The organism is Snodgrassella sp. CS2 (genome assembly GCF_050310315.1).
In the GTDB taxonomy this organism is placed as follows: Bacteria; Pseudomonadota; Gammaproteobacteria; order Burkholderiales; family Neisseriaceae; genus Snodgrassella; species Snodgrassella alvi_E.
This window is the reverse complement of record NZ_JBNPBA010000007.1, coordinates 77,708-96,240: the sequence shown is the minus strand read 5'-3', so window position 1 is coordinate 96,240 and position 18,533 is coordinate 77,708. Positions and strand designations below refer to the sequence as shown.

The window sequence follows — 18,533 nt, the reverse complement described above, 5'->3', positions numbered from 1 at the left end:
TTCGTTACATATAAATATTCTTATACCTATATTCTATCGTATTAAATGGATTATCTTTCAGGAAAGATACGTATATGCACCAGAAATTTTCGCATCGTGCTCAGGTATTAAAAAGTTCTGCTATTCGTGAAATTCTTAAGGTAACTGAGCAACCCGATATCATCTCTTTCGCCGGAGGTCTACCTGCCCCCGATGCATTCCCGCTGACAGAAATCAAAACTGCCACAGACACTGTACTACAAAGCAAAGATATTTACGGAGCATTGCAATATGGCCCCACTGAAGGTTATGCACCTTTACGCCAATGGATAGCTGATTATTTGTCTGCGCGCGATCAAACCGCAGTAAAACCAGCACAGGTTCTGATAGTAACCGGTTCACAGCAGGCTCTGGATTTAATAGGCAAAATGCTGATTGATTCTGATGATAAAGTTTTGGTAGAAACCCCTACTTATCTGGGTGCATTACAGGCTTTTAATCAATACGCACCAGAATATATTGCGATAGAAAGTGATAGCGATGGGCTGAAACCCGAAACTATTAGCGATGATGTGGCGGCTGAAGCAAAATTTTTGTATACCATCCCTAACTTTCAAAATCCTACAGGTCGTCGTTTAACCGAATCGCGGCGACAAACACTGGTAGCAAAAGCCAAACATAATCATTTAATATTGGTTGAAGACGATCCCTATGGAGATTTAGATTATCAGGGTCATCGTTTACCTTGTCTGTACAGTCTCGCACCGGAAAACACCATTTATCTTGGCTCATTTTCAAAAATATTAACTCCGGGGCTACGCTTGGGTTTTATTGTTGCCAGCGAGCAATTTATCAGCAAACTGGTACAACTCAAACAGGCAGCAGATTTACATACTCCCAGTCTGACTCAATATATAGCCTATCAGGTACTGAGCAAGAATAATTTTCTTACACATCACATTCCCAAAATTCGCGAAATCTATGCCAAGCGCTGTCAATACATGCTGGATTCACTAAAACGTTATATGCCCAGACAAGTTCATTGGAATCAGCCTGAAGGTGGCATGTTTATTTGGGTAGAATTACCGGAAAATATCAATGCTACTGAATTACTCAGCGACGCAATCAGCCAGAAAGTGGCTTTTGTACCTGGCGAAACTTTTTATGCTCATGCTGAAAAAACCAATTGCTTTCGACTGGCCTTTGTAACAGTGCCGGAAGAAAAAATCGAACGTGGTATAAAAATTTTGGCTGAAATGATTAATCATCGAATTCATCATCTGCAAGAAAAAACAGTGATGATGTAAACTTGATATCATTCATTGACTGATCAATATTGGCAGGTATGGTGTTGAGATATATCAGATAAAATTTTTCAGTTAATCAGCACAAACGTTAGGCAAACAGTGATTTTTCTAAGGTAGTAGTATGCTGAGGTTAATTAAAAACGGACTGAATAAATCCAGTCCGTTTTTTTGTCGTTCAGTTCATTATTGAACTTTGATTTCTACATCAACGCCAGCTGGCAGGTCCAGTTTCATCAATGCATCAGTGGTTTTATCAGTCCAGTCGATAATGTCCATCAGACGAAGATGAGTGCGGATTTCCAACTGTTCACGTGAAGTTTTGTTCACGTGTGGTGAACGCAGCAGATTGAAACGTTCAATTTTAGTAGGCAGAGGAATCGGGCCTTTTACCACAGCGCCAGTACGTTTGGCAGTGTCCACGATTTCCTGAGCAGAACGGTCAATCAAAGCGTAGTCATAAGCTTTCAGACGAATACGGATTTTCTGGTTTTTCATATCTATATTCTTCCTGATTAAGCAATAACTTTAGCAACCACACCGGCACCAACTGTTCGGCCACCTTCACGAATCGCAAAGCGCAAGCCTTCTTCCATTGCGATTGGGTGAATCAACTCTACATCGATGGTCACATTTTCACCCGGCATTACCATTTCTACACCTTCTGCCAGACTTACTGCGCCTGTTACGTCAGTTGTACGGAAATAGAATTGCGGACGGTAGTTAGCGAAGAACGGGGTATGACGTCCACCTTCTTCTTTGCTCAATACGTATACCTCGGCTTTGAATTTGGTGTGCGGGGTGATGCTGCCCGGTTTTGCCAATACCTGACCACGTTCTACTTCTTCACGTTTGGTACCACGCAACAATACACCTACGTTATCACCAGCCTGACCCTGATCCAGCAATTTGCGGAACATTTCCACACCGGTACAAGTAGTTTTCTGGGTGTCTTTCAGACCCACGATTTCAATTTCGTCACCTACGTTGATTACACCGCGTTCAACACGTCCGGTAACCACAGTACCACGACCTGAAATTGAGAATACGTCTTCAATCGGCAACAGGAATGGTTTGTCTACTGCACGTTCCGGTGTCGGAATGTAGCTGTCTAATGCATCAGCCAAAGCCATAATAGAAGCTTCACCAATATCAGACTGGTCACCTTCCAATGCTTTCAGTGCAGAACCTTTAATCAATGGAACGTCATCACCTGGGAATTCGTAGCTAGACAGCAGATCACGGATTTCCATTTCTACCAGTTCCAGCAACTCTTCATCGTCTACCATGTCACATTTATTCATATAAACGATGATGTATGGTACACCTACCTGACGCGCCAACAGAATGTGCTCACGGGTTTGTGGCATAGGACCATCAGCTGCAGATACCACCAGAATCGCACCGTCCATCTGTGCAGCACCGGTAATCATGTTTTTCACATAGTCAGCATGTCCCGGGCAGTCTACGTGTGCATAGTGACGCTCGGCTGTTTCGTATTCTACGTGTGATGTATTAATAGTAATACCACGGGCTTTTTCTTCCGGGGCATTGTCAATCTGATCGTAAGCTTTCGCTGCACCACCGAATTTTTTAGACAAAATGGTACAGATTGCAGCAGTCAATGTGGTTTTACCATGGTCAACGTGACCAATGGTGCCAACGTTTACGTGCGGTTTGCTCCGCTCGAATTTTTCTTTAGCCATGAGCTAAGTTTCCTTGAATAAAGATCAATTAAAGAACGATGATAACCTAAAAGCGTCATGCTTCTAGGTTATCTATAAACACTTTAGCCTTTACGAGCAGCAATGACTTGTTCAGCTACATTGTTAGGCGCTTCAGCGTATTTTTTGAATTCCATGGAGTATGTGGCGCGACCTTGGGTAGCGGAACGCAGATCGGTTGAGTAACCAAACATTTCTGCCAATGGTACTTCGGCACGAACTTTCTTGCCGCCAATACCATCATCATCCATACCCAGTACGATACCACGGCGACGATTCAGGTCACCCATCACATCACCCATGTAGTCTTCCGGTGTTTCTACTTCAACCGCCATAATTGGCTCCAGTAATACTGGAGAAGCCTTACGCATACCGTCTTTGAATGCCATAGAACCGGCTAATTCAAATGCGATTTGTGAAGAGTCCACATCATGGTAAGAGCCGAATGTTAGACGTACACGAATATCCACTACTGGATAGCCAGCCAAAATACCGTTGGTCATGGTATCACGGATACCTTTATCCACAGACGGGATGAATTCGCGTGGAATCACACCACCTTTAATCTCGTCGATGAATTCGTAGTTCACACCACCTGGTTCCAGAGGTTCCATGGTGATTACTACGTGACCATACTGACCTTTACCACCAGACTGTTTCACGTATTTAGCTTCGGATTCCACTGATTTACGAATGGTTTCACGATAAGCCACTTGTGGAGCACCCACATTGGCTTCTACGCCGAATTCGCGTTTCATACGGTCAACAATAATTTCCAGATGCAATTCACCCATACCGGAAATAATGGTCTGACCAGATTCTTCGTCAGTTTTCACGCGGAAAGACGGGTCTTCTTTAGCCAAACGGTTCAGAGCCAGACCCATTTTTTCCTGGTCAGCTTTGGTTTTCGGTTCAACCGCAACGTGAATTACAGGTTCTGGGAATTCCATGCGTTCCAAAATAATCGGCGCATCAGTATCACACAAAGTTTCACCGGTAGTCACATCTTTCAGACCAATCACCGCAGCAATGTCGCCGGCACGAACTTCTTCGATTTCATCGCGGTCATTCGCTTTCATCTGTACCAGACGACCAATACGTTCTTTGGTGCCTTTCACCGAATTCACTACGGTATCACCGGATTTTACTACGCCGGAATACACACGGATGAAAGTCAGCTGACCAACGTATTTGTCGTTCATCAGCTTGAACGCCAATGCAGAGAATTTCTCATCATCACTGGCTTTACGGCTGTCTTTTTCACCGTCAGGTGTTTCACCTGCAACGGGTGGAATGTCCGTCGGGCTAGGCAGATATTCAACCACAGCGTCCAGCAAACGTTGTACACCCTTGTTCTTAAACGCAGAACCACACAATACTGGCTGAATTTCGCCAGCCAGTGTACGTGCACGCAGTGCAGCAACAATTTCTTCCTCGCTCAGCTCTTCGCCGCCAAGGTATTTTTCCATCAGCTCTTCATTGGCTTCAGCCGCAGCTTCCACCATTTTTTCGCGCCATTCTTCAGCTACGTCTTTCAGATCAGCCGGAATATCCGCATACTCAAATTTCAGACCCTGAGTAGCATCATCCCATACGATAGCCTGCATTTTTAACAGGTCGACTACGCCTTCGAAACCATCTTCCGCACCCACCGGAATCACAACCGGTACTGGATTGGCACGCAGACGAGTTTGCATCTGCTCTACCACGCGGAAAAAGTTAGCGCCCTGACGGTCCATTTTGTTGACGAAAGCCAGACGAGGCACTTTATATTTGTTGGCCTGACGCCATACAGTCTCAGACTGAGGCTGTACACCGCCCACAGCACAGTAAACCATCACTGCGCCATCCAGAACACGCATAGAACGTTCCACCTCAACGGTAAAGTCTACGTGTCCCGGGGTATCAATAATATTTAGACGATGTTCTTTAAACTGGCCGGCCATACCTTTCCAGAAAGTAGTTACAGCAGCCGAGGTAATGGTAATACCGCGCTCCTGTTCCTGTTCCATCCAGTCAGTAGTGGCCGCACCATCATGCACTTCACCCAGTTTGTGAGTCATGCCGGTGTAAAACAGAATACGTTCTGAAGTGGTGGTTTTACCAGCATCAATATGTGCAGAAATACCGATATTACGGTATTGCTCAATAGGGGTTTTACGAGCCACGATAATTGCCTTTCTGCATTAGAAGCGGAAGTGAGAGAAGGCTTTGTTGGCTTCGGCCATACGATGTACTTCCTCACGTTTTTTCAATGCACCGCCGCGGCCTTCTGCCGCATCAATCAATTCACCAGCCAGACGCAAATCCATGGATTTTTCGCCGCGTTTACGAGCCGCATCACGTACCCAGCGCATGGCCAGAGCCAGACGGCGGGCAGGACGAACCTCAACAGGAACTTGATAGTTTGCACCACCGACACGACGGCTTTTTACTTCTACAACCGGTTTGGCGTTGGCAATGGCTTCGTTAAACACTTCAATGGCTTCTTTGCCGGTTTTCTTTTCAATCTGTTCCAGCGCACCATATACAATGCGTTCAGCCACAGATTTTTTACCGTCAATCATCAGCACATTCATGAATTTAGATAATTCGATACTGCCGAATTTCGGATCTGGCAATATGTCACGTTTCGGGACTTCTCTACGTCTTGGCATTTCAATTTCCTTAAACTATTCAGCTGGGATTTACCCACGAATATTTATGTAAATATTCACTTACTCGACAGTTTTCCTGCCGATGCGTCCCATTATTTAGGACGTTTAGCACCGTATTTAGAACGGGACTGTTTGCGGTCTTTAACACCTGCAGTGTCCAGAGAACCACGTACGGTGTGATAACGCACACCCGGCAAGTCTTTTACACGACCGCCGCGAATCAGTACTACGCTGTGTTCTTGCAGGTTGTGGCCTTCACCGCCGATGTATGAAATTACTTCATATCCGTTGGTCAGACGCACTTTGCATACTTTACGCAGAGCTGAGTTAGGTTTTTTAGGGGTTGTGGTGTATACACGGGTGCATACACCACGTTTCTGAGGGCAAGCCTCCAGAGCAGGTACTTTGTTGACGTAAACCGGAGCCTGACGTCCTTTGCGTACCAATTGGTTGATAGTAGGCATATTTTCTCTTTATCCTGTTGAGTCAATACATGCCGACACCATGTCGGCAAAGCTGTTATTTTAACACTTGATTTATTACCCAGTCAAGATAATCAAGCTACCGCACCAATATATCTGCTGGAAAAACAATCATATAAAACCATAAACATAAAACAAACCGCTGAAAAATTTTCAGCGGTTTGTTTTAGCTTTCAGCAGCAATTTTGGTTACTCACCTTTATCTGCCGCTTCAGCCGCCACTTGCTCCTGCCATTTCTGACGACGGCTACGGTGATAGGTCAGACCGGTACCGGCCGGAATCAAACGACCCACAATTACGTTTTCTTTCAGACCGCGTAAATCATCACGTTTACCCATGATGGCAGCTTCCGTCAGAACTCGAGTAGTTTCCTGGAAGGAAGCAGCAGAGATAAAGGAATCAGTAGACAACGATGCTTTGGTGATACCCAGCAATACGTTATCGAAACGCACCGGTTCTTTACCTTCTGCCAACAATTTTTCGTTGGCAATCATCACATCACCACGCTCAACCTGCTCACCGGTAATGAAGTGGCTGTCACCGGCATCAGCAATGTTCACACGACGCAGCATCTGCCGAATAATCACTTCGATGTGTTTGTCGGAAATCTTCACACCCTGCAGGCGATACACTTCCTGTACTTCCTGTACGATGTAGCGCGCCAGCGCTTCAATACCCTGCAAACGCAGAATATCGTGTGGATCTACCGCACCATCAACAATGACTTCACCACGATTCACCACCTGACCATCGTGTACCAATACCTGTTTTTCTTTGGAAATCAGGGTTTCGTACGCCACACCATCTGCATCTGTGATAATCAGACGCTGTTTGCCTTTGGTTTCCTTACCAAAGGATACGGTACCGGTTACCTCGGCCAGCATGCCAACGTCTTTCGGGGTGCGCGCTTCGAACAACTCGGCCACACGCGGCAGACCACCGGTAATATCGCGGGTTTTAGATGAAGCCTGCGGAATACGCGCCAGCACATCACCTTTACCGACTTCCTGTCCTTCACGCACGGTAATCACCGCACCTACTGGGAAGGCCATGGAAACAGCAGTTTCACTACCAGCCATGCGAATTTCTTCGCCTTTGTCATCCAATAGCTTAACGGTTGGACGCAGTAGCTTAGACTGGGTAGAAGAGCGACGTTTACCATCAATCACCACCAGTGTAGACAAACCAGTTACATCATCGGTCTGTTTGGCCACAGTTACGCCTTCTTCGATATTTTCGAAGCGTACACGACCGGCAAATTCAGTAATCATCGGACGGGTATGCGGATCCCATGTAGCCAGGGTCTGACCAGCTTTAACTACTCCGCCATCTTTGACCTGCAACAGTGCACCGTAAGGTACTTTATGGCGCTCACGCTCACGACCGATATCATCATGAATCACGATTTCAGATGAACGACCAATAACAACCAGTTCACCCTTATTGTTGGCTACGTAGCGCATCTGGCTGGAGAAACGTACAGTACCACCTGATTTAGCTTCTACCTGGCTGGCTGCAGCAGCTCGAGATGCTGCACCACCAATGTGGAAAGTACGCATGGTCAGCTGAGTACCCGGTTCACCAATGGATTGCGCTGCAATCACACCGACAGATTCACCGGCATTCACCAGTTTACCGCGTGCCAGATCTCGGCCATAACATTTGGCACACAAGCCATGGCGAGTTTTACAGGTAATCGGTGTGCGTACTTTGACTTCATCAACACCGGAATTGTCAATTAAATCAACCAGACTTTCGTTCAATAACGTTCCGGCTTCGACTAGTGTTTCGCCACTGGTCGGATCCACAACATCTTCAGCAGTGACGCGACCTAAAACGCGGTCACGCAGGGATTCAATAATATCACCACCCTGCACTACAGCTTTCATCACAAAACCATCACTGGTTCCACAATCATCTTCAACCACCACCAAATCTTGAGTCACGTCGACCAGACGGCGAGTCAGATAACCAGAGTTAGCGGTTTTCAGCGCCGTATCAGCCAGACCCTTACGCGCACCGTGAGTAGAAATAAAGTACTGTAATACGGTCAGGCCTTCGCGGAAATTGGACGTAATCGGTGTTTCAATAATGGAACCATCTGGTTTGGCCATCAAACCACGCATACCAGATAGCTGTTTAATCTGCGCCGCAGAACCACGGGCGCCTGAGTCAGCCATCATGTAGATGGAGTTGAAGGATTCCTGATCAACCAAATTGCCATCACGGTCAACCACTTTCTGGGTAGACAGATTATCCATCATCGCTTTGGCAATCTTATCACCGGTACGACCCCAGATATCGACAACTTTGTTGTAGCGTTCGCCGTTGGTAACCAAACCCTGACGGTACTGGTCTTCAATCTCTTTCACTTCGGCATTGGCTTCAGCCAGCAACTGTGGTTTGCTTTCTGGCACCAGCATGTCATCTACACAGATGGAGATACCAGCACGAGTAGAGAACGCATAACCGGTATACATCAGATGGTCAGCAAAGATGACGGTATCGCGCAAGCCACAGCGACGGAACGAAGCGTTAATCAGCTTAGAAATTTCTTTTTTCTTCAGCGTTTTGTTAATGTGTTCGAACGACAGGCCTTTAGGCAAAATTTCTGACAGCAACGCACGACCAACGGTGGTTTCGTAGCGATTTACCACGGGCACAAATTCATCCTGACCGTTTTTCACCCATTCGCGCAGACGCACGGTAATTTTGGTACCGAGCTCAACCTGACGGGTCTGATAAGCACGGTGCACTTCTTTCACATCGGCAAACAGGCTACCTTCACCTTTTCCGTTAATTTTGTCGCGGGTCATGTAGTACAGACCCAAGACGATATCCTGTGACGGTACAATAATCGGATCACCATTGGCTGGTGATAACACGTTATTAGAAGCCAGCATCAGAGTGCGTGCTTCCATTTGCGCTTCCAGACTCAATGGTACGTGTACCGCCATCTGGTCACCGTCAAAGTCAGCATTGAACGCAGTACAAACCAATGGATGCAGCTGAATAGCCTTACCTTCAATCAGAATCGGTTCAAACGCCTGAATACCCAGACGGTGCAAGGTTGGTGCACGGTTAAGCAATATTGGATGTTCACGAATCACATCTTCGAGAATATCCCATACAATCGGTTCTTCCTGTTCCACCATCTTTTTGGCTTTTTTGATGGTAGTGACAGTTGGGTCAAGTTGTTCCAGTTTGTGGAAAATAAATGGTTTGAACAGCTCCAAAGCCATTTTTTTCGGCAGACCACACTGGTGTAGACGCAGGTACGGTCCCACGGTAATCACCGAACGGCCGGAATAATCCACACGTTTACCCAGCAAGTTTTGACGGAAGCGACCGCCCTTACCTTTAATCATGTCGGCCAGTGATTTCAACGGACGCTTATTAGCTCCGGTCATGGCTTTACCACGACGACCATTATCCAATAGTGAATCAACCGCTTCTTGCAGCATACGTTTTTCATTGCGTACGATGATGTCTGGTGCACGCAATTCAAGCAAGCGTTTCAGACGGTTATTACGGTTGATGACACGACGGTACAGATCATTCAAGTCAGAAGTAGCAAAACGACCACCATCCAGCGGTACCAGTGGACGCAGATCCGGTGGCAATACTGGCAACACGTCCATAATCATCCATTCCAGCTTCATGCCGGAACGCTGGAAGGCTTCCAGTACTTTCAGACGTTTAGCGATTTTTTTGATTTTGGTATCAGAACTGGTGGATTCCAGTTCCTGCCGCAATACCGTTACTTCATGGGCAATATCCATGGCACGCAACAGGTCACGAATACCTTCTGCGCCCATCTTGGCCTCAAAGTCACCGCCAAATTCTTCATATTTGCTGATGTATTCTTCTTCACTCAGCAACTGACGCGGCTGCAATGAAGTCAAGCCTGGGTCTGTAACCACATAAGCTTCAAAATACAGAATGCGTTCAATATCACGCAATGTCATATCCAGCACCATACCCAAACGGGATGGTAACGATTTCAGAAACCAGATATGCGCTACGGGTGCAGCCAATTCAATATGTCCCATGCGTTCGCGACGCACTTTGGACAAGGTTACTTCCACACCACATTTTTCACAGGTTACCCCGCGAAATTTCAGGCGTTTGTATTTACCACACAAGCATTCATAATCTTTGATCGGGCCGAAAATTTTGGCACAGAAGAGACCATCACGTTCTGGCTTGAACGTACGGTAATTAATCGTTTCCGGCTTTTTCACTTCACCGTACGACCAAGAACGAATGGTATCCGGCGATGCAATACCGATTTTAATCGCGTCAAATTCTTCTTCGGCACTGGCATTTTGCAGCGGATTAAATAAGTCTGATAAAGCTTTCATATTTGCTCCTGACGATGCCGCATGCAGTAGCAGCTACTGCATGCGGCCGGTGTCGGTTAATAACGTTCCAAATCCATATCCAAGCCCAAAGAGCGAATTTCTTTCAACAACACATTGAAAGATTCCGGCATACCGGCATCGATTTTGTATTCGCCTTTAACAATGTTTTCGTACATTTTGGTGCGACCGTTCACATCATCTGATTTCACAGTCAACATCTCCTGCAGGGTATAAGCAGCACCATAAGCTTCCAGTGCCCACACCTCCATCTCACCAAAACGCTGACCACCAAACTGAGCTTTACCACCCAGCGGCTGTTGTGTCACCAGACTGTACGGACCAGTTGAACGGGCATGCATTTTTTCATCCACCAAATGGTGCAGTTTGAGGTAATGCATCACACCAACGGTGACTTTACGGTCAAAAGCTTCACCAGTACGACCATCGTACAGGGTCATCTGCGTACGAGTATCGTTAAAGCCCAGTTTCTGGATTTCCGGATCGTCTTCAGGATAGGCCAGTGCCAACATGTTTTTGATTTCGGATTCTTCCGCACCATCAAATACTGGGGTGGCTACAGTCATCCCTTTACGCAGATGTTGAGCCAGATTGATGATTTCTTCATCATTAAACTGAGACAAATCTTCTTTCTTACCACTGCTGTTGTATACCTTCTCAAGGAAAGCACGAACTTCATCAGCAGCACGTTTTTCGGTCAGCATGCGGTCGATGCGTTCACCAATACCTTTGGCAGCCCAACCTAAATGCACTTCCAGAATCTGACCAATGTTCATACGGCTTGGCACACCCAGTGGATTCAGTACAATGTCCACAGAACGGCCGTCAGCCATATACGGCATGTCTTCAACTGGCAGAATGCGAGATACCACACCTTTATTACCGTGACGACCGGCCATTTTGTCACCGGCTTTTAGGCGGCGTTTGATGGCGATAAAGACTTTAACCATCTTCTGTACGCCCGGCTGCAGTTCATCGCCCTGAGTCAGTTTTTTCTTCTTGATTTCGTACTGAGCGTCTGATTCTTCATGTTTAGCTTGTAAACTTTCTTTAATAAGTTCCACTTGCTTGGCAATGCTTTCATCACTCAGGCGAATATCAAACCAGTCATGGCGGCTAGGCAATGAGGCTAGGTAGTCTTTAGTCACTTCACTGCCTTTAGCCAGCTTCAGCGGACCACCATTCACTTTCTGACCCAAAATCAAGCGTTCGATACGGTCAAAGGCATCGTCATTGAAAATACGCAGCTGGTCAGTCAGGTTCTGGCGATAGCGTTTTAGCTCAGCATCAATAATGGCTTTAGCACGTTTATCGCGTTCAATGCCTTCACGGGTAAATACCTGCACGTCAATTACGGTACCACTCATACCTGTAGGCATACGCAGCGAAGTATCTTTAACATCACTGGCTTTTTCACCAAAAATGGCACGCAGCAGTTTTTCTTCTGGTGTCAGCTGGGTTTCACCTTTAGGTGTTACCTTGCCCACTAAAACGTCACCGGCCTCAACTTCAGCGCCAATGTACACAATACCGGATTCATCCAAACGGTTTTGCATGCGTTCAGACAGATTCGGAATATCACGGGTAATTTCTTCAGCACCCAGCTTGGTGTCACGTGATACCACATTCAATTCTTCAATGTGGATAGAGGTATAACGATCACCAGCAACCACCCGTTCTGAAATCAGAATTGAGTCTTCATAGTTGTAACCATTCCAAGGCATGAAGGCGATGGTCATGTTCTGACCCAGTGCCAATTCACCCAGATCGGTTGATGCCCCGTCGGCAATCACATCACCACGGGCAATCACGTCCCCTTTTTGTACGGCCGGACGCTGGTTAATGTTGGTTGACTGGTTCGAACGGGTGAATTTCACCAGATTGTAAATATCCACACCCACTTCACCAGCAGTGGCTTCATCGTCATTAACTCGTACCACTACACGATTGGCATCAACGTATTCAACGACACCACCACGGCTGGCAGCAATGGCAGTCGCACTGTCAATCGCAACAGAGCGCTCAATACCGGTACCCACCAGTGGTTTTTCTGCACGCAGACAAGGAACCGCCTGACGTTGCATGTTGGCTCCCATCAAGGCACGGTTCGCGTCATCGTGCTCTAGGAATGGAATCAGTGAAGCGGCCACGGAAACTACCTGCCCTGTTGCCACGTCCATATATTGCACGCGGTCAGGGGTAGCCATAATGGTTTCACCTTTTTCACGACAGGTAACCAGATCACCAATAATGCGACCTTCATTATCTAAATCAGCATTGGCCTGAGCGATAACAAAACGACCTTCTTCGATAGCAGACAGGTAGTCAATATCATTGGTTACTTTACCATCCACAACGCGACGGTAAGGGGTTTCCAAGAAGCCATATTTATTGGTACGCGCATAGACAGCCAGAGAGTTAATCAAGCCAATGTTCGGACCTTCCGGTGTTTCAATCGGACACACGCGGCCATAATGAGTCGGATGTACGTCACGTACTTCAAAGCCGGCACGTTCACGCGTCAGACCACCCGGACCCAGTGCAGAAACACGGCGCTTATGCGTAATTTCAGACAGTGGATTGGTCTGATCCATAAACTGGGATAATTGACTGGATCCAAAAAATTCTTTTATCGCAGCAGATACAGGCTTAGCGTTAATCAAATCGTGCGGCATCAGATTTTCGGATTCAGCCTGATTCAAACGCTCTTTTACAGCTCGTTCTACACGTGACAGACCACTGCGAAACTGATTTTCGGCCAGCTCGCCAACGGAGCGCACACGACGATTACCCAGATGATCGATATCATCGACTTCACCATGACCATTTCGCAACTCAACCAACGTGGCAATGACTGAAACGATATCCGGAATAGTCAGCACATGATTGCCTTCTTTATCGGCATCAGCAAAAGTCTGTGTCATCAGACGGCCATACCAGGATTCTTGTTGTGCTTCCAGCAGTTTCTGCTGATAAGTACGGGTATTAAATTTCATCCGGCCGACACGAGATAAATCATAACTGTCTTCGTTGAAGAACAAACGGTTAAATAATGCTTCAACAGCATCTTCGGTTGGCGGTTCACCAGGCCGCATCATGCGGTAAATGGCAATGCGTGCAGCCTGCTGCCCATCGGTTTCATCAGTGCGCAGAGTATTGGATACATAGCCACCCTGATCCAGATCATTGATATAAAGGGTAGAAATTTCTTTAACTCCCTGAATATCAAACTGAGCCAGTAATTCTTCAGTGATTTCATCGTTGGTTTTGGCTAGCACTTCTCCAGTATCCGGCACGATGACATCTGTAGCCAGCACCTTACCTATCAGGCTTTCTGGTTCAACTTCTAACCATTTAATATCAGCGGCAACAATATCACGAATATTTTTAGCATTAATGCGTTTGCCTTTCTGCACCAATACTTTACCATCTTTGTCGACCAAATCGAACTTAGCAGTTTCACCTTTCAGACGAGATGGAATCAGATTGGTATGCACACCATCTTTAGACAGATGGTAGCTTTCACGATCATAGAACATGTTAAGAATCTGTTCTGGCGTGAAACCTAATGCTTTAAGCAAAATCGTTACCGGCATCTTGCGACGTCGGTCGATACGGAAATATAGCAGGTCTTTTGGATCGAATTCAAAATCTAACCATGAACCACGGTAAGGAATAATTCGAGCTGAAAACAGTAATTTACCGGACGAATGTGATTTACCACGGTCGTGCTCAAAGAATACCCCAGGCGAACGGTGCAACTGTGACACAATCACACGCTCAGTACCATTGATGATGAACGAACCACTCGGTGTCATCAATGGTATTTCACCCATGTAAACTTCATTTTCACGTACTTCTTTTACGACATTCGGTTTAGATGACTCTTTGTCCAAGATAACTAGACGGATACGAGCTCGTAATGGAGCAGCATAGGTAATACCGCGTAATTGACATTCAGGAATATCAAATAATGGCTCGCCTAAAACATAATGCGTGAATTCAAGACGTGCGTAACCGTTATGACTGATAATCGGAAAAATAGACTGGAATGCCGCCTGAAGACCCATGTCGGCGCGTTGGTCAAAAGGCGTTTCCATCTGCAAAAACTGTGTATAAGAATCCAACTGCGTAGCCAATAAAAACGGCACTTCCAATACATTGGCGCGTTTGGCAAAGCTTTTACGGATGCGTTTTTTTTCAGTAAAAGAGTAGGACATGAACAGTCTCCAGTAGGGAGGTTTGGCAAGTAAGGTTTTATAAATACTCAGGCAATTAGCCAAACTAACAAGGTAAAATTAAGTAAATAATAGCTATTTATGTAAATATTTATAAAATTTCACTTTAGGTAGACAAGCGAAAGCAGGCTGGTAGCCTAAGCTACCAGCCTGTAAAACACAACTGAAATTACTTAATTTCGACAGAAGCGCCGGCTTCTTCCAGTTGTTTTTTGATATCGTCAGCTTCAGCCTGAGATACACCTTCTTTAAGAGTTTTAGGTGCGCCATCTACCAAGTCTTTAGCTTCTTTCAGACCCAAGCCAGTGATGGCACGAACCACTTTAATCACGCCAACTTTTTGTGCACCAGCAGAAGTCAATACCACATCAAATTCAGTTTTTTCTTCAGCGGCAGCAGCACCACCGGCAGCACCGCCACCAGCAACAGCCAAAGCAGCTGCAGATACACCAAATTTTTCTTCAAAAGCTTTAACCAGGTCGTTCAATTCCATTACGGTCAGGTTACCAACTGCTTCCAGGATGTCTTCTTTAGTAATAGCCATGCTATTAAACTCCAATAATTGAGAATGTAAATTTAAATATATAGAGGATGAAAATTATGCAGCTTCTTCGCCGGCTTTTTTCTCGGCCAAAGCAGCCAGTGCACGGGCAAAGCCAGAAACAGGTGCTTGCATAATACCCAGCAATTTGGCCAGTAATTCGTCGCGGCTCGGTATAGAAGCAAGCTCTGCTACCTGAGCAACGTCCAGCAAGTCACCATTATATGAACCTGCTTTCAATACGATTTTTTCATCTTTTTTTGAGAACTGGTGCAGTACTTTTGCAGCAGCTACCGGGTCTTCAGAAACCGCATAAACCAACGGACCAACCATCTGGTCAGCTAATCCGGCAAATGAAGTACCTTCAACAGCGCGACGAGCCAATGTATTTTTCAATACATGCAGATATACACCTGCTTTACGGGCATTGGCACGCAGTTCGGTCATGCTGGCAACACTGATACCACGATACTCGGCAATAACCATAGTTTGAGCGTTAGCAATGGCTGCTACGATTTCGGCTACGGCTGCTTGCTTGGTTTCAATATTGAGACTCAAGGTCTACCTCCCACTGTTTTTAAACAGAGTAATAAGCGTATTACTCCACCCAGCGCGGCAACCCAAAAAGACATCCGTAAGCACACTTACTTAAGATTATCTGGGACTACCGTCTGCGTAGGGTACATTTTTAAAATCTATACAATTTGCACAGATTCCCTACGGTCTTGGACATCTACTTATTTCTAAGTAGCCCGACATATAAATGCATACCATTTATATGAATTTAGATGGCAGCCTAAAATTGATTCAGACTGCCAATAACTATATATTTACTGCTTAATTAGTTACAGAAGCACTGTCAACACGCAGGCCAGCACCCATAGTGCTAGAAACTGCAATTTTGCGCAGATATTGACCTTTAGCTGCTGCCGGTTTAGCTTTTACAATAGCATCTAGCAATGCATTAAAGTTTTCACGCAAATCAGCAGCTTCGAAAGAAGCACGTCCAATAGTAGCATGCACAATACCTGCTTTGTCTGTACGATACTGCACCTGACCAGCTTTAGCATTTTTCACTGCTTCGGCCACATTCGGGGTAACAGTACCTACTTTAGGATTCGGCATCAGGCCACGAGGACCTAGAATGGTACCCAGCTGACCAACTACACGCATGGCATCTGGTGAAGCAATTACCACATCAAAATTCAGATTACCCGCTTTAACTTCAGCAGCCAGATCATCAAAGCCTACTACGTCAGCACCAGCTGCCTTAGCTGCTTCAGCATTAGCACCTTGAGTGAATACCGCAACGCGCACGGTTTTACCGGTACCTTTAGGTAATACCACTGAACCACGGATTACCTGATCAGATTTACGTGCATCCACGCCCAGATTAAAGGATACATCAATAGATTCATCAAATTTAGCAGTAGCATTGGCTTTAACCAGATTCAATGCTTCATCAATGGCGTACAATTTGTTTGTTTCTACAGCAGCACGGATAGCCTGCATACGTTTAGAAAGTTTTGCCATTTACACACCCTCCACATCTAAACCCATTGAACGGGCGCTACCAGCGATGGTGCGTACCGCTGCGTCCAAATCAGCAGCAGTTAAATCAGGCTCTTTAGCCTTAGCAATTTCTTCCAGCTGAGCACGAGTTACCTTACCCACTTTTTGTGTTAGTGGGTTAGAGCTGCCTTTTTGCAATCCAGCTGCTTTTTTCAGCAAAATAGATGCTGGAGGGGTTTTCATCACGAAGGTAAATGATTTATCTGCAAAAGCTGTAATCACTACCGGAACCGGCAAGCCAGGTTCTACATTCTGCGTAGCTGCATTGAATGCTTTACAGAATTCCATGATATTCAGGCCGCGCTGACCCAAAGCCGGGCCAACCGGAGGAGATGGATTGGCTTTACCTGCAGGAATCTGCAGTTTGATGTAGCCTACAATTTTTTTTGCCACTTGTTTAAACTCCAAATAAACGGGTATGACGCAGTTAATACTGCTCCCCAAAAGCAAGACCCGTGATTATAAAGAAAATTTCTTTCCCTTACAAGCACAGGTTTATTCGTGTTGTATTTTTTACAGTTAAATTTTTTCTACTTGAGAAAATTCCAATTCTACTGGTGTTTCACGACCGAATATCTGTACAGCAACGCGCAATTTATTGCGTTCGTAATTAACTTCTTCGACGACACCATTAAAGTCTTTAAATGGACCTTCATTGACGCGTACCTGCTGACCCACATCAAATAAAACTTTAGGCTTCGGCTTTTCCACACCACTTTGTACCTGATGGAGAATAGCATCAACTTCACGAGCAGATATAGGCAAAGGTTTATTAGCGGTACCACCAATAAATCCAGTAACGCGCGGGGTATTTTTAACCAGATGCCATGAAGCATCAGTCATGTCCATTTCGACCAGAACGTAACCAGGAAAAAATTTACGCTCAGTAATACTGCGGCGCCCATTTTTTATATCTACTACCTCTTCAACCGGCACCAGTATCTGACCAAAATAATCACCCATTCCTTCACGTTCTATCCGTTCTTTCAGGGTTTTCTGAACATTTTTTTCAAAACCGGAATAAGCGTGTACTACATACCACTGTTTTGCCATGTTTAACTCCTCTTCATAAAGATGTCGAACAACAACCATGAAATCAGGCTGTCAACACCCCAAATAAATAAAGACAAGACAGCTACAAATATCAGTACAAACAGGGTCATGCGCAATGCTTCATTGCGCTCAGGCCATACTACTTTTCTGGCTTCTGACACACAATCGCGCACATAGGCAGTCAGTTCACGACCGCCCGCACTCCAGAAAAATACGATTACAATGGCCGCTACTACGCCGATTAAAGGAAATAAATAACGAATGTAAAGCGGTAATTGCGCATCCAAAGTATAGAATGCCAGAATACCTGCAGCAATCAGTATGGCTGAAAAGGTGTATTTAAGAAAATCAAAACGTTTATTACGCTTGATTTCCAGTTGCTGTTGTTGCTTAGCTTCAGCTTTTAATTGTGCTTTGGTTTTGGCTCCCACATCTTTCGATGTTTTGTTGTCCATACAACCACCTTTTTATTAATACAAAAAAGACTAACCGACCTATGGCCGATTAGTCTGTTTTTTGGCAGGCCAGGAGGGTCTCGAACCCCCAACCCTCGGTTTTGGAGACCGATACTCTACCAATTGAGCTACTGGCCTACAAAAC

Annotated in this window: 14 protein-coding genes and 1 tRNA gene; 1 reads left to right on the top strand and 14 read right to left on the bottom strand. The window is 45.6% G+C overall.

The genetic code is table 11. From position 1 onward, the window contains the following. Positions 1–74: 74 nt before the first annotated feature. Entirely contained in the window at positions 75–1,286 is a 1,212-nt protein-coding gene (locus tag ACQP6D_RS09590) for a PLP-dependent aminotransferase family protein (RefSeq protein ID WP_427858052.1), read from the top strand. Between the two features lie 183 nt (positions 1,287–1,469). On the opposite strand, the gene rpsJ is transcribed toward ACQP6D_RS09590, so the two are convergent. The 14 genes from rpsJ to ACQP6D_RS09520 all read right to left on the bottom strand — a co-directional run bounded on the left by rpsJ (position 1,470) and on the right by ACQP6D_RS09520 (position 18,526). Next, positions 1,470–1,781 carry a 30S ribosomal protein S10 gene (rpsJ, locus tag ACQP6D_RS09585; RefSeq protein ID WP_025329903.1) on the bottom strand — a complete coding sequence of 104 codons (312 nt, stop codon included), beginning with the start codon at positions 1,779–1,781 and terminating at the stop codon, positions 1,470–1,472. A 17-nt stretch (positions 1,782–1,798) separates the two neighbouring features. Beyond that, complete coding sequence (gene tuf, locus ACQP6D_RS09580; protein WP_100140805.1) at positions 1,799–2,989, bottom strand: elongation factor Tu; 1,191 nt, start codon at positions 2,987–2,989, stop codon at positions 1,799–1,801. A gap of 83 nt (positions 2,990–3,072) precedes the next feature. Continuing rightward, positions 3,073–5,175 carry an elongation factor G gene (gene fusA / locus ACQP6D_RS09575; RefSeq protein WP_100140806.1) on the bottom strand — a complete coding sequence of 701 codons (2,103 nt, stop codon included), beginning with the start codon at positions 5,173–5,175 and terminating at the stop codon, positions 3,073–3,075. Positions 5,176–5,193: 18 nt separating this feature from the next. Next, complete coding sequence (gene rpsG, locus ACQP6D_RS09570) at positions 5,194–5,664, bottom strand: 30S ribosomal protein S7 (protein ID WP_025329901.1); 471 nt, start codon at positions 5,662–5,664, stop codon at positions 5,194–5,196. Positions 5,665–5,756: 92 nt separating this feature from the next. Next, the gene (gene rpsL / locus ACQP6D_RS09565; protein WP_025329900.1) at positions 5,757–6,128 is read right to left on the bottom strand and encodes a 30S ribosomal protein S12; all 372 of its coding nucleotides are present in this window, start codon (positions 6,126–6,128) and stop codon (positions 5,757–5,759) included. Positions 6,129–6,335: 207 nt separating this feature from the next. Continuing rightward, positions 6,336–10,511, bottom strand: coding sequence for a DNA-directed RNA polymerase subunit beta' (rpoC, locus tag ACQP6D_RS09560; RefSeq protein ID WP_370389597.1), 4,176 nt, complete (start codon positions 10,509–10,511; stop codon positions 6,336–6,338). A 56-nt stretch (positions 10,512–10,567) separates the two neighbouring features. Then, positions 10,568–14,749 (bottom strand): DNA-directed RNA polymerase subunit beta, encoded by a 4,182-nt coding sequence (gene rpoB, locus ACQP6D_RS09555; RefSeq protein ID WP_100140808.1) that lies wholly within the window; start codon positions 14,747–14,749, stop codon positions 10,568–10,570. Positions 14,750–14,936: 187 nt separating this feature from the next. Next, the gene (gene rplL / locus ACQP6D_RS09550; RefSeq protein ID WP_100140809.1) at positions 14,937–15,311 is read right to left on the bottom strand and encodes a 50S ribosomal protein L7/L12; all 375 of its coding nucleotides are present in this window, start codon (positions 15,309–15,311) and stop codon (positions 14,937–14,939) included. A 54-nt stretch (positions 15,312–15,365) separates the two neighbouring features. Continuing rightward, on the bottom strand, positions 15,366–15,866 hold the full coding sequence (rplJ, locus tag ACQP6D_RS09545; RefSeq protein WP_100140810.1) for a 50S ribosomal protein L10: 501 nt from the start codon (positions 15,864–15,866) through the stop codon (positions 15,366–15,368). A gap of 279 nt (positions 15,867–16,145) precedes the next feature. Next, positions 16,146–16,841, bottom strand: a complete 696-nt coding sequence (rplA, locus tag ACQP6D_RS09540; RefSeq protein ID WP_100140811.1) for a 50S ribosomal protein L1 — start codon at positions 16,839–16,841, stop codon at positions 16,146–16,148. Then, a complete protein-coding gene (gene rplK / locus ACQP6D_RS09535) occupies positions 16,842–17,273 on the bottom strand; it encodes a 50S ribosomal protein L11 (RefSeq protein WP_037406890.1) in 432 nt (143 codons plus the stop codon). Positions 17,274–17,399: 126 nt separating this feature from the next. Further along, positions 17,400–17,933, bottom strand: a complete 534-nt coding sequence (gene nusG / locus ACQP6D_RS09530; protein WP_100140812.1) for a transcription termination/antitermination protein NusG — start codon at positions 17,931–17,933, stop codon at positions 17,400–17,402. A gap of 2 nt (positions 17,934–17,935) precedes the next feature. Next, positions 17,936–18,388, bottom strand: coding sequence for a preprotein translocase subunit SecE (gene secE / locus ACQP6D_RS09525; protein WP_427858051.1), 453 nt, complete (start codon positions 18,386–18,388; stop codon positions 17,936–17,938). Between the two features lie 62 nt (positions 18,389–18,450). After that, a tRNA-Trp gene (locus tag ACQP6D_RS09520) sits at positions 18,451–18,526 on the bottom strand. Positions 18,527–18,533: the final 7 nt, after the last annotated feature.